This is a genomic window from Burkholderia sp. F1, assembly GCF_050813845.1.
In the GTDB taxonomy this organism is placed as follows: domain Bacteria; phylum Pseudomonadota; class Gammaproteobacteria; order Burkholderiales; family Burkholderiaceae; genus Burkholderia; species Burkholderia ubonensis.
In genome coordinates this window covers 1,400,014-1,412,426 of record NZ_CP172421.1, presented here as the reverse complement: position 1 = coordinate 1,412,426, position 12,413 = coordinate 1,400,014, and the positions used below count along the sequence as shown (strand labels likewise).

The 12,413-nt window shown below is 72.1% G+C and carries 14 protein-coding genes; 2 read left to right on the top strand and 12 right to left on the bottom strand.

Features of this window, described 5'->3' with window-relative positions:
• Positions 1–7 precede the first annotated feature (7 nt).
• Positions 8–340, bottom strand: a complete 333-nt coding sequence (locus ACFIMZ_RS06865) for a YnfA family protein (protein ID WP_060166933.1) — start codon at positions 338–340, stop codon at positions 8–10.
• Between the two features lie 470 nt (positions 341–810).
• On the opposite strand from ACFIMZ_RS06865, the gene proP reads away from it, so the two are divergent.
• A complete protein-coding gene (gene proP / locus ACFIMZ_RS06860; RefSeq protein ID WP_431821969.1) occupies positions 811–2,307 on the top strand; it encodes a glycine betaine/L-proline transporter ProP in 1,497 nt (498 codons plus the stop codon).
• A gap of 125 nt (positions 2,308–2,432) precedes the next feature.
• Here the strand turns inward: proP and ACFIMZ_RS06855 are convergent, their stop codons facing one another.
• Both ACFIMZ_RS06855 and ACFIMZ_RS06850 read right to left on the bottom strand, forming a co-directional pair.
• Entirely contained in the window at positions 2,433–2,627 is a 195-nt protein-coding gene (locus tag ACFIMZ_RS06855) for a hypothetical protein (RefSeq protein WP_431821968.1), read from the bottom strand.
• 175 nt (positions 2,628–2,802) lie between these two features.
• Entirely contained in the window at positions 2,803–3,432 is a 630-nt protein-coding gene (locus tag ACFIMZ_RS06850; RefSeq protein ID WP_431821967.1) for a glutathione S-transferase family protein, read from the bottom strand.
• A gap of 186 nt (positions 3,433–3,618) precedes the next feature.
• Between ACFIMZ_RS06850 and ACFIMZ_RS06845 the strand changes: the two genes are divergently transcribed.
• A complete protein-coding gene (locus ACFIMZ_RS06845) occupies positions 3,619–4,824 on the top strand; it encodes a polyhydroxyalkanoate depolymerase (RefSeq protein ID WP_431821966.1) in 1,206 nt (401 codons plus the stop codon).
• 18 nt (positions 4,825–4,842) lie between these two features.
• On the opposite strand, the gene ACFIMZ_RS06840 is transcribed toward ACFIMZ_RS06845, so the two are convergent.
• The 9 genes from ACFIMZ_RS06840 to mdcA all read right to left on the bottom strand — a co-directional run bounded on the left by ACFIMZ_RS06840 (position 4,843) and on the right by mdcA (position 12,341).
• On the bottom strand, positions 4,843–5,511 hold the full coding sequence (locus ACFIMZ_RS06840; RefSeq protein ID WP_431822438.1) for a phosphoribosyltransferase: 669 nt from the start codon (positions 5,509–5,511) through the stop codon (positions 4,843–4,845).
• Between the two features lie 142 nt (positions 5,512–5,653).
• Positions 5,654–6,175, bottom strand: coding sequence for a phospholipase D-like domain-containing protein (locus ACFIMZ_RS06835; RefSeq protein WP_431821965.1), 522 nt, complete (start codon positions 6,173–6,175; stop codon positions 5,654–5,656).
• Between the two features lie 93 nt (positions 6,176–6,268).
• Complete coding sequence (locus tag ACFIMZ_RS06830) at positions 6,269–7,207, bottom strand: acyltransferase domain-containing protein (RefSeq protein ID WP_431821964.1); 939 nt, start codon at positions 7,205–7,207, stop codon at positions 6,269–6,271.
• The gene (mdcB, locus tag ACFIMZ_RS06825; RefSeq protein ID WP_431821963.1) at positions 7,204–8,076 is read right to left on the bottom strand and encodes a triphosphoribosyl-dephospho-CoA synthase MdcB; all 873 of its coding nucleotides are present in this window, start codon (positions 8,074–8,076) and stop codon (positions 7,204–7,206) included. The genes ACFIMZ_RS06830 and mdcB overlap by 4 nt, the downstream gene beginning before the upstream one ends.
• On the bottom strand, positions 8,073–8,744 hold the full coding sequence (gene mdcG, locus ACFIMZ_RS06820; protein WP_431821962.1) for a malonate decarboxylase holo-[acyl-carrier-protein] synthase: 672 nt from the start codon (positions 8,742–8,744) through the stop codon (positions 8,073–8,075). Before mdcG ends, mdcB begins: the two co-directional genes overlap by 4 nt.
• Positions 8,731–9,438, bottom strand: coding sequence for a biotin-independent malonate decarboxylase subunit gamma (mdcE, locus tag ACFIMZ_RS06815; protein WP_431821961.1), 708 nt, complete (start codon positions 9,436–9,438; stop codon positions 8,731–8,733). The genes mdcG and mdcE overlap by 14 nt, the downstream gene beginning before the upstream one ends.
• Positions 9,425–10,369, bottom strand: a complete 945-nt coding sequence (locus tag ACFIMZ_RS06810) for a biotin-independent malonate decarboxylase subunit beta (protein ID WP_431821960.1) — start codon at positions 10,367–10,369, stop codon at positions 9,425–9,427. Before ACFIMZ_RS06810 ends, mdcE begins: the two co-directional genes overlap by 14 nt.
• Positions 10,366–10,683, bottom strand: a complete 318-nt coding sequence (gene mdcC, locus ACFIMZ_RS06805; protein WP_431821959.1) for a malonate decarboxylase acyl carrier protein — start codon at positions 10,681–10,683, stop codon at positions 10,366–10,368. The genes ACFIMZ_RS06810 and mdcC overlap by 4 nt, the downstream gene beginning before the upstream one ends.
• Before the next feature lie 11 nt (positions 10,684–10,694).
• The gene (mdcA, locus tag ACFIMZ_RS06800; RefSeq protein WP_431821958.1) at positions 10,695–12,341 is read right to left on the bottom strand and encodes a malonate decarboxylase subunit alpha; all 1,647 of its coding nucleotides are present in this window, start codon (positions 12,339–12,341) and stop codon (positions 10,695–10,697) included.
• Positions 12,342–12,413: the final 72 nt, after the last annotated feature.

Below are 12,413 nucleotides of genomic sequence, written 5' to 3'. Positions count from 1 at the left end.
CGCGCGCTCACGCGCGCGGCTGCAGCGCGATGACGGCCATCCCGGCCAGCGCGAGCGCCGCGCCGGCCGCGTCCCAGCGAGTCAGCGCAACGCCGTCGACCGCGCGCAGCCACGCGAGCGCAACCGCGATATACACGCCGCCGTACGCCGCATAGGTGCGCCCCGCCGCGCTCGGATGCAGCGTCAGCAGCCATGCGAACAGCGCGAGCGACACCGCCGCCGGCGCCAGCAGCCACACCGGCCGCCCCGCCTTCAGCACGAGCCACGGCAGGTAGCAGCCGACGATTTCAGCCAGCGCGGTGGCGGCGAACAGCACCGCGACTTTCATCAGTTCGGACATCCCGGATCCTCGTCGTTTCGGCCCTTCTGCCGGGGCTCGCGCGGCCCCGCCGCGCGCCGCCGATGATACCCGAGCGAGCCCCGCCACACGGGCATTTCGCGGCAATTTGCACGATCATCCGTTATCGTGCTATCATGTTGCCTGTTTCAACATTCAATATCCATCATTTCGATTTTGAGAGAAGTCCGTCCGCATCATGCGGGCCGGTGTTTCGCTCGGAATTGCATCCACAGGAAAGCGCGCCCGTCGGGCCTGCTTTTCTCGTTTCGCCGCCCCTGCGGGGCGTCTGCCGCACGCATCACGCGGCTTCTTCTTCATGAGCGCCATGTCGCGACGGCCCGCCGGGCCCGCGTCGAAGCAGCCCCTTTCGCAGTAAGCGCTTAATGGCCTGCCCCGACGCGCCGCGTGCGACACCGCGCTCGCCGGCAAACCGTGTCGGGCGTCCGCGTCCGGCGCAGTCAAAGGAGTGCATGACCTTGACCGCAACACACGTCAGCCCGACCGCTGCTGCTTCCACCCCGCCGTCCGACGACGCCCCGCTCGCCGCCGACGACATTACCGTCGTCGACCAGAGCCTCCTCAAGCGCGCCGTCAGCGCGATGGCCATCGGCAATGCGATGGAATGGTTCGACTTCGGCGTCTACAGCTACATCGCCGTCACGCTCGGCAAGGTGTTCTTCCCGTCCAGCAGCCCGTCCGCGCAGTTGCTCGCGACCTTCGGCACGTTCGCCGCGGCGTTCCTCGTGCGCCCGCTCGGCGGCATGGTGTTCGGCCCGCTCGGCGACCGCATCGGCCGCCAGCGCGTGCTCGCGATGACGATGATCATGATGGCCGTCGGCACGTTCGCGATCGGCCTGATCCCGAGCTACGCGTCGATCGGCATCATGGCGCCCGTGCTGCTGCTCGTCGCCCGCCTCGTGCAGGGTTTCTCGACCGGCGGCGAATACGGCGGCGCCGCGACCTTCATCGCCGAATTCTCGACCGACAAGCGCCGCGGCTTCATGGGCAGCTTCCTCGAGTTCGGCACGCTGATCGGCTACGTGCTGGGCGCGGGCGTCGTCGCGCTGCTCACCGCCTCGCTGTCGCAGGAAGCGCTGCTGTCGTGGGGCTGGCGCGTGCCGTTCCTGATCGCGGGCCCGCTCGGCCTGATCGGCCTCTACATCCGGATGAAGCTCGAGGAAACGCCCGCGTTCAAGCGCCAGGCCGAGGCCCGCGAAGCGCAGGACAAGGCCGTGCCGAAGGCGCGCTTCCGCGAGACGCTGCTCGCCAACTGGCGCGCGCTGCTGCTGTGCGTCGGCCTCGTGCTGATCTTCAACGTGACCGACTACATGGTGCTGTCGTACCTGCCGAGCTTCATGTCGTCGACGCTGCATTTCGACGAGTCGCACAGCCTCGTGCTGGTGCTGATCGTGATGGTGCTGATGATGCCGATGACGCTCGCCGCCGGCCGCCTGTCCGACAAGATTGGCCGCAGGCCCGTGATGCTAGCCGGCTGCGTCGGCCTGCTCGCGCTGTCGATCCCGTCGATGATGCTGATCCACACGGGCACCACGGCGGCCGTGTTCGGCGGCCTGCTGATGCTCGGCGTGCTGCTGTCATGCTTCACCGGCGTGATGCCGTCGGCGCTGCCGGCGCTGTTCCCGACCGAAATCCGCTACGGCGCGCTCGCGATCGGCTTCAACGTGTCGGTATCGCTGTTCGGCGGCACGACGCCGCTCGTGACCGCGTGGCTCGTCGACACGACCGGCAACCTGATGATGCCCGCGTACTACATGATGGGCGCTGCGGTAATCGGCATCGTGTCGGTGCTGGCGCTGGCCGAAACCGCCCGCCAGCCGCTCAAGGGCTCGCCGCCGGCCGTCGCGACGCGCCGCGAAGCGCATCAGCTCGCGCGCCGGCTGCGCGACGACGAAGACGACGAAGACGACGCGGGCCTGTACCGCGTGGCCGCCACCGCGCGCGCCTGAGCGCGTTGCCCAAAACGACGGGCCCCGGCATTGCCGGGGCCCGATCGAACGGCCGGTCGCCCGGCCCGAACGCCCGACCGGCTCTGCGCCGGCCGGGCTTTTTCATGCTTGCCGCGCCGCCGCGCTCATGCGTGCGCGTCGCCATGACGGCAGAAGATCAGCGCGCGCGAGCGCGACACGGCCGCCTGCGCGCCGCGCGCAGCGACGATCAGGCCAACTTGCGAGAGATTGAAATCGCGCTCGACCATCAACTGCGTCAGCGCGGCAAGCGGCAGCACGACGGACGGGTGGTACAGGCTCGATTCGATCAGGGCTTTCATCGTCAGCTCCATCAGGCAACGCGGTATCCGATGGAGTGAATTCTAGGGACGGCCGAGGTCCGGATAAATCGCCTGAAAACGAAGTCACTTGTCGGCTGCGGTAAACAATCGGCGTGACCATCGCCGGACGAGCGGCGCGCCGGGGGAACGATGCTCCCCCGACCAGATGCGTGCGCTAGGCGAGCGGCGTCTCGACGAACGCCGGCAGCGCCTCCGCGCGCGCCGAATGCGCGGCGAGCGCCGGATAACGGGCCGGATCGATGCGGGCGAGCGCCGGATAGTCGGCCGCCATGAACTGCGTGAAGCGCCACGCGACCGCGACCGTCACGTCGGCCTGCATCACGCGCGCGCCGCCGAGCCAGCCGTCCACGCCCGCGACCTGCTTTTCCAGCTCGCCGTACGCCGCCTCGAGCTGGCCGAGCACGCGGTCGAGCCACGGCTGGTGCTGCTTGTCGGCCGGCCGCAGGCCGTGCTCGTAGACGACCTGCACCGTCTTCTCGGCCGCCGCCAGCGCGAAGCCGACCGGCACGAGCGCGCGCAGTCGCGCGTCGGGCGCCTCGGGCAGCAGGCGCCGCTCCGGGGCGACGAGGTGATCGAAATAGTCGACGATCAGGGACGAATCGATCAACGTCGCGCCGTCGTCGGTGACGAGCGTCGGCGCCTTGACGACCGGGTTGATCGCCTTGAAGGTGTCGAATTGCCGGAACACCGACACCGACTGGTGTTCGAACGGCAGGTCGAGCAGCTTCGCCGAGATCGCGGCGCGCCGCACGAAGGGGGAATCCAGCATGCCGATCAGCTTCATCGCAAAAACTCCGCTTGAGGGAATGGGACCGACGACTGTAGCAGCGTCCGGCGCATGCGCCTAGGGTCTACGCTAATAGCGGGCTTGCGATGGCCGCGCGGCGCGAACCCGGTACAAACGCGCCCCCCGCCGCGCGCGAACAGTGACCATAATGCAGATTCGCCCATCGCCACCGGAAGGTCCGCCATGTGGTATGCCCTGTTCGAACAGCAGCGGCAATGGCTGCGCGCCTGGCGCGCGGCCACCCGGGACGCATTCGACGCGTGGCCGGCCGCGACGCTGCCGCGCGCCGCGTCGTCGTGCTACGCCGACCTGTTCGAGCCCCTGCTCGGCCCGGCGGCCGACCCGCCGCCATTCGCGATCGGATCGGGCGACGTCGCCGAGCGCCTCGTCGCCCGCACGCCGTTCTGCAGCCTGCGCCGCTTTTCGCGCGAACGGCAGGCCGCCCGCGCCGTGCTGCTGTGCGCGCCGCTCGCCGGCCATGCGGCCGTGATGATGCGGGAGACCGTCGAGGCGCTGCTCGACGACGGCGACGTCTGCATTACCGACTGGGCCAACGCGCGCGACGTGCCGCCCGCCGCGGGCCGCTTCGGCCTCGACGAATACGTGGCGATGCTCGACGCTTTCGTCGACACGCTCGCGCGCGACGGCCTGCCGCTGCACGTCGTCGCCGTCTGCCAGGCCACGTTCCCGGCGCTGGGCGCCCTCGCGCTGCGCGCACAGCGCGGGCTCGCGCCGCCGGCAAGCGTCACGCTGGTCGGCGGGCCGCTCGACGCGCGGCACCATCCGAGCACGCTCGGCATCGCGGCCGCGTCGCATTCGCTCGACTGGTGCCGCCGGCATCTGATCGACGTCGTGCCCGCCGGGTTCGCCGGGCACGGCCGCCACGTGTTTCCGACCTACCTGCAGCAGGCCGAGATCGCGATCGTCTACCCGCACCGCTACCTGTCGCTGCTCGACCGCTACACGCAAGCGGCATGGCGCCTGGACGGGCGCGCGATGACGGACGCGCGGCGCGCGCTGCACGAATACACCGCGCTGCTCGACATGCCCGCCGAATACTTTCTGGATACCGTCGACATCGTGTTCCAGCGCGCGTGCCTCGCGCAGCGCACCTGGCGCGTGCACGACGTCCCCGTCGACCCGGCCGCGCTGCGCGCCACGACGCTGCTGACGGTCGAAGGCACCCGCGACGCGGTCACCGGCGCCGGGCAGACGCATGCCGCACATGCGCTCTGCCGCGGTCTCGCGCCGGGCGAACGGCATCGGCTCGACGTCGACGGATGCGACCACTACGGGCTGTTCACGGGCGCGCGCTGGCTCGACGACGTGCATCCGGCGCTGCAGGCCGTGTTCGCGCAGGCCGAGACGCCGCGCACGACGCGGCACTGAGCCGGCACTGTGCCGGCATCAAGCCGGCGCCGCCCCGCCGTCCGGCGCGCGGCGCGCCGCGTCGAGCAGCACGCGCACCTCGTCGTCGCTCGTCTGCTCGAAATGCGCGTAGAACTGGCTGATCCCGAAGAATGACAGCGGACGCGACACCACGACGAATGCGTCGGCCAGATCGTCGAACTTGCGCTGCACGCCGGCCGGCGCGACCGGCGCCGCGGCCACCACGCGGGCCGGGCGGCGCTCGCGCAGCGCCTGCAGCGCGACGCGCATCGATGCGCCGGTCGCGATGCCGTCGTCGACGACGATCACCGTGCGCCCTTCGACCGGCACCGGCGGCCACGCGCCGCGGTACAGCGCCTCGCGGCGCTGCAGTTCGACGGTTTCGCGCGCGATCACGTCGGCGAGCTGCGCGTCCGACACGTCCATCGACCCGATCACCGAGCGCTGCAGATAGATCGCGCCGCCGGTCGCGATCGCGCCCATCGCGAGCTCGGGGTCGTACGGCACGCCGAGCTTGCGCACGACCAGCACGTCGAGCGGCGCGTCCAGCGCGCGGGCGACCGGAAACGCGACCGGCACGCCGCCGCGCGGCAACGCGAGCACCACGACGTCGGTGCGCCCCGCGTACTCGTGCAACGCGTCGGCGAGCTGGCGGCCCGCATCGGCGCGATCGAGAAAACGATCCATCACGATCCGCCCCTTCCGTTCGCCGGCGACCGATCGCACATGCGCTGCGATCACGCCGACGTTACGTCAATGAGCATGGTGCATGCGAACCGCCAATTCAAGCGTGCCGATCGGGATGACGCGCGACGACGGCGTCGGCGCGTCACAACCCGCCAGCGCGCCGGTACAGGCGCCAGAACGATTGCGCATAGGATTGCGCGAGTTCGGGCGCGCGCTCGAACACGTTCACCGTTTCGGCGTGCGCCGGCGCACTGTCGGACAGCGTCGTCAGCGCGACGCTGTCGTCGACGATCACGAACCGCGGCGCCGGTGCGTCGCGCCGCGCATCGATCGCGACGTCGATGCCCGCGCCCTTCAGGTAGCCCGCGCCGCTGTACTTGCCGGCGTGCGCCGTGCGCACCAGCACAACCCGCACCTCGACCCCGCGCCCGCGCGCGTCGTGCAGCGCACCGGCCACCGCAGGCGGCACGTACGCGTAGCCGGCCAGCAGCACGCGGCGCTGCGCGTGCCGGATCAGGTCGACGGTCGCGTCGGCCGCGGCGTTGTCATACGAAAAATACGCGCCGACCGACGCGGCGTCGGACGGAATCGGGGTGGCGTGGGCGGTCGCCGCGCAGCACAGCGCGGCGAAGAGGAAAGCGGCGGGTCTCATGGCGGGCGACATTGTAGCGACGTCAATTCGCGTGGCAAGCGCGCACCGCGACGCTGCTGCGCCGGCGCAACACGGCGCGCCGGCAACGGGCGCGCGCGTGCGCGCTCAGCCCGCCGCGACACGCGCGAGCCAGCTTGTCGCGCCGTCGATCGAGCGGAAATCGGCGAGGCTGCGCGCCGGCAGCGCCGGATACGCGCTGGCCGCCATCTCGGCGAGCGCGCGGCCCGGGCCAAGTTCGAGAAAGGCCGTCGCGCCGGCCTCCACGCAAGCGGCGAGACAGGCCGCCCATTCGACCGGCTCGGCGATCTGGCGCGCGAGCTTGTCAAGCCCGTCGGCGGCGTCGAGCACCGACGTGCCGTCGATGCCCGCAAACAGCCGCGCGCCCGGCAGCGGCCGCCGCACGCGCACCGCGGCCAGCGACGCGCGAAACGCCGGCACCGCCGGCGCGAGCCGCGGCGTATGCGACGCGATGCGCACGCCTACCGGCGCCACGCGCAGCGCGCCGTCGCGTGACGCGTCCGCGGCCGCCGCCTCGACGTCGTCGCGCCGGCCGGCGATCACGAACGCGTCGCCCGGGCTGGCGATCGCGATCGCCGCGCCGCGGTCCGCGCACAAGCGCGCGAGATGGGTGCGCGGCAGGCCGCGCACGAACGCCATCCGCTCGTCGCCGCTGCTCGCGGCGTCCATCGCGCGGGCGCGCGCATCGGCGAGGTCGAGCGCATCGTGCGGATCGATCAGGCCCGCGACGCTCCACGACGCCAGTTCGCCGACGCTGTAGCCCGCGACGCAGCGCCGGCGCGGCCACGCGGCGGCGAGCAGCGCGGCGGCGGCGAGCGCCTGCAGCGTGCACAGGATCTGCGCCGCGCGGTTTTCGTGCAGCGCAAACGGGGCGGCGTCGCGCACCCACGTGCGCGGATCGGTGCCGAGCAGCCGCCCCGCATGCTCGAACAGCGCGTCGGTCTGCTGCGTGACGCCGGTGCCGGTCAGGTCGAACATGTCCGCGCGCTGGCCGCCTTGCCCGGAACACAGGATCGCGAGCGTCATCGCGCCGCCTCGTCCCGCTCCAGCGCGTCGACGAACACGCTCATCGCGAGCAGGTCGGCCGCGCCGCCCGGACTCAGCCGCCGCGCGACGAACGCGCGATGCGCGGCGACCGCGCGGCTGCGCCAGCCGGGCGCACGCACGCCGCCGCGCGCGACAAACGCGCGCGCGGTCGCCCGCGCGAACGCGAGGCCCGCCTGCCCGCCCCGGTGCAGCAGGTTCGTATCGTCGAGCACGGCGATCAGCGCGAAGCACGCATCGACGCGCGCCGCTTCCGGATCGCCCGGCACGTCGCGCGCCGCGCGGCGCAGCGCGGGCAATCCGACGCGATACACGGTGTCGAATCCGCCGGCCGCTTCGCCGCGCGCGCCGCCGACGCCATAGCGGCGGCTCGCGCGTTCGCCATGGCTGCCGGGCAGCCGCGGCCCGCCGACAATGTCGGCGCCCCAGCGGCACGCGACCGACGCGCCGAGCGTCAGGCCCTGCGCCGCCGCGGTCGGCCGCGCGCGACGGCCCGCCGCCGCGCACAGCAACCCAAGCCCGAAGATCGCGCCGCGATGGGTGTTGACCCCCCCCGTCGCGGCGAGCATCGCGTGCTCGGCGCGCAGGCCGATCTTGCGCAGCGCGGCCATCTCCGCATCGCGCGCACCCGCGTCGGCCAGTTCCGCGAAAAACGGCCGCAATGCCCGCGCGCTGCGCGCGAACGTCGACGCGTCCATGTCCGCATGGCTGCCGGCATCGACGTGGCTGACGAGCCCCGGCTTCGGATAGGTGTCGATCTCGAGCAGCAGGCTGCGCTCGGCGAGCGCCGCAATGCGCTCGGCTTCGGATTGCGCCGCCGGCAGCGCGCGCAGCAGCACCGCGGCGCTCATTGCACGTTCCCGGCGAGGAAGCCGGCGGCCGGACCGAGCGCGACGCCGTCGGCGGTCTTGATCGCGACGTCCGGCAAGCCGGCATGCAGCTCGCGCCAGTTGACGCCCGCGCCGTCGTCGCGCAGCAGCTCGCCGTCGACGCGCATCGGCGCGTGCGCGTCGATCGCCGCGAGTCCGTCGAGCAGCGTCGCGGCGTGCGCGGCGCCCGGCAGCGGGAACAACACGTCGAGATCCGACGTGCCGGTCAGGTAAGGCTCGCCGGTCAGCGCCTGCCATGCGAGGCTGCCGAACACGCGCCCCCGCACGCCGCAGCGGGCGCCGAGCGCATCCAGGTCGAGCAGCGGCTGCCGCCACGTGGCGGGCGCGGCGCCGAGCACCGCGGCGAATGCCGGCGGCGCCCCGACGGACGCGAGCGCATCGGCGCCGACGCTGACCGCGATGCGCCGCTTGCCCGCCGACGGCGGCAGCGGGATGCCGAGCGGCACGCCGCTGCCATCGATTTCACCGGGCAGCGCGCGACGCACGACGAGCGGCCAGCCGCGTCCCGCCCATCGGCACACGGGCGCGTCGGCGGCGAGCGCCGCGTCGCGCGCGAACAGCGCCGCCCACCCCGCCGCCGTCAGCGTGACGAGGGCGTGGCGCCGCAGCAGCGCGTCACTGCGCGGCACGAGCGGCCTCAACCACGCGCTGCGCGACGTCCGCCGCGACCGGACGGCCGCGCGCGGCGCGCCGGTCGACCCGGTCGGCCGGCCGGTCGAGCCATTCGGCGACCTGCGCGTCGAGCCCGCGGGCCGGATCGAGCACCGCGTCGACCGCGCCCATCTTCACGAGGTTGTCGAGCCCCGGCGCGAACACCGGCGTCGAACGCGCCTTCTCCTTCAGCACGTCGAGCGACAGCTTCGTCACGCGCGCCATCGACGGCAGGTCCATCACTTCGGGATCGGCGCCCGGTACCGCGAGCAGCGCGCGCGTCGCGAGCGCGGTCGCGATGAACGCGCCGGCCGCCGTGTGGCCGTACAGCAGGCCGATCGTCCGGTGCCCGGCGAGGTCGGCATGCATCAGGCACTTCGCGAGATGCGACAGCCCTTCGTTCAGGCCCAGCAGCTCGTCGCGCTTGCTCATCCGCTGGCTGTCGCTGTCGACCAGCACGAGGATCGGCGTCGCGCCGCCGCGTTCGAGCGTGGCGAGCACGTGCGACGCGAGCCGCAGCGCCTCGTCGATGCCGAACGGCAGCCGATCGGCCACGCCGATCACGTCGACGCGCGTGCCGGCCAGCTCCGCGTGGCCGGACAGCAGGCCGCCGTCGCGCACGATCGCGTGACCGTGCGGAAACAGTGACGCGAGAACGTCATCGAGCGTCATGCGAGGACTCCTGGAGTTGATCGGCAAGCGCGGCGAACGCGGCGTCCGGCATGCCGGGAATTTCTTCCGGCGCGCTCGCGCCGAGCGTGCGCCACACGTCGAGCGCATCGGCGCACGCGCCGAATCGCGCGACCCGCGCTTCGAGCCGCGCCTGCTCCGCGCGCAGCATCGCCGCGTCGAACGCCGGCGCGCGGCCGATCAGCTCGAGCGCGGCCGCGCGGAACGCGTCGGGCGTATCGGCGACGTAGCGGTCCGCTCCGCCGATCAGCCGCCGGTGCTTGCCGCCCATCGTGCGCCAGATCAGCGCGCGGTCCTTCGCGTCGAATTCCTCGACGCCGCGATTGGTCTCGATCACTTCCGGCCCGGACACGCTGATGCGGCCCTGCTCCGACACCGCGAGCCCCGAGCAGCACGCGGCAAGCAGCCCGCCGCCGCCGTAGCAGCCGGCGCGCCCGCCGATCAGCCCGATCACCGGCACGCCGGCCGCGCGCGCGTCGACCAGCGCGCGCATGATCTCGGCGATCGCGAGCTCGCCCGCGTTCGCTTCCTGCAGCCGCACGCCGCCGGTGTCGAACAGGATCAGCACCGGCGCCGCGGCCAGCTCGCGCGCGGCGCGCAGCAGGCCCGTGAGCTTCGCGCCGTGCACCTCGCCGAACGCGCCGCCCATGAAGCGGCCTTCCTGCGCGGCGACCAGCACCGGCTTGCCGTCGAGCAAGCCGCGCCCGACGACCATCCCGTCGTCGAACTGCTGCGGCAGGTCGAACAGCGGCAGGTGCGGGCTCGTCACGCGCTCGGCCGGCCCGAGGAATTCGGTAAAGCTGCCTGCGTCGAGCAGGCCGTCGATGCGCTGCCGCGCGGACGCCTCGTACCAGCTCGACGCGTTCGCGACGAACGCCGGCGCGTCGTGGGTCGTGTCGCGGGAGTCGTTCATGCGGCCTCCCCTTCGATCGCGCGCACGGCCTGCGCGAGCCGCAGCGACACCATGTCGGGCCGCGCGCCGCCGTCGTTGACGGACAGCTTCAGGCCGCCCGGCGCGCGCCGCTCGACGAAATCGGCCAGCACCGCCTGCCAGACCGCGCCGAAGCCGACCGCCGCGGTGCGGATGTCGATCTCGCACGCGTTGCCCGGCAGCGCCCGTTCGACCAGCACTTCGAGATTGCCGGACGCGACCACGCCGACGAGCGCCGTGGCCAGCTCGCCCTTTGCCCGCGCCCGCGCGGTGAAGCGATAGTTCAACTGTTCCATTGCCCTCTTCCTTACCAGTTGCGGAATCGCGCCGGCGGCGCGTACAGCCCGCCCGACCAGTGCACGAGATCCTTGATCGAGCGCGCGGCGAGCCAGCGGCGGTCCGCATCGAGCGGATCGATGCCGAGATCCTCCGGGCGCCGGATCACGCCGCGCTCGCGCAGCCGCTCGACCATCTTCCGGTCGCGGCCGCGGCCGACTTCCGTATAGCCCGCGACGCCGCGAATCGCCTGCTCGCGCTCGTCCTGGTCGCGGCACATCAGCAGGTTCGCGATCCCTTCCTCGGTGACGATGTGCGTGACGTCGTCGCCGTACACCATGATCGGCGCGAGATCGAGCTGCAGCTTGTCGGCGAGCTTCAGCGCATCGAGCTTCTCGACGAACATCGGCACGTTCTTGTCGCCGAAGGTCTCGCCGATCTGCACGACGAGCTTGCGGCCGCGCCTGAGCGCCGCCGGCGTGTCGGGGTCCGCTTCCGCGCCGGCCTTCAGCCACGGCTCGCTCGGATGGCGCCGGCCGCGCGCGTCGCTGCCCATGTTCGGCGCGCCGCCGAAGCCGGCGATGCGCTCGGCCGTGACCGTCGACGAATGGCCGGACAGGTCGATCTGCAGCGTCGAGCCGATGAACATGTCGCACGCGTAGAGGCCGGCCGTCTGGCAGAACGCGCGGTTCGAGCGCAGCGAGCCGTCGGGGCCCGTGAACCACACGTCGGAGCGCGCGCGGATGTAGTCGTCCATCCCGACTTCGGAGCCGAAGCAGTGGATCTGCTCGACCCAGCCCGATTCGATCGCCGGGATCAGCGTCGGGTGCGGATTGAGCGCCCAGTGCGTGCCGACCTTGCCCTTCAGCCCGAGCTTCTCGCCGTAGGTCGGCAGCAGCAGCTCGATCGCCGCGGTGTTGAAGCCGATCCCGTGGTTCAGGCGCTTGATGCCGTACGGCTGGTAGATGCCCTTGAGCGCGAGCATCGCGGTCAGGATCTGGGTCTCGGTGATCGCGGCCGGGTCGCGCGTGAACAGCGGCTCGACGTAGAACGGCCGCCCGGCCTCGACGACGAAATGTACGCGGTCGCCCGGGATGTCGACGCGCGGCACCTTGTCGACGATGCGGTCGACCTGCGCGATCACGATGCCGTCCTTGAAGGCCGTGGCCTCGACGACGGTCGGCGTGTCCTCGGTGTTCGGGCCCGTGTACAGGTTGCCGTCGGCGTCGGCGCTGACCGCGGCGATCAGCGCGACCTGCGGCGTGAGGTCGATGAAGTAGCGCGCGAACAGTTCGAGATAGGTGTGCACCGCGCCCAGCGCGATCTTGCCGCCGAACAGCAGCTTCGCGATCCGCTGCGACTGCGGGCCCGAATACGCGAAGTCGAGGCGCTTCGCGATGCCGCGCTCGAATACGTCGAGATGCTCGGGCAGCACGACGCCCGACTGCACCATGTGCAGGTCGTGCACCTTCGCGCTGTCGACGTCGGCAAGCGCCGTCGCGAGCAGATCGGCCTGCTTCTGGTTGTCGCCTTCGAGGCAGACCCGGTCGCCCGGCCGCAGGACCGCTTCCAGCAATGCCACGGCGTCGCGCGCGTCGACCCGCTTGCCCTGCGCGAAGGGCGCGCCGGCCGCGAGGCGTGCATCGCGCGCGCGTCGCGCGTGATTCCATCCCGTCATAGAGTTCTCCCGCTTCGAGGGTTCAGCGGCATTCTAAGCCGGCCGCCGCCGCCGATTGATGATGATGTCCAA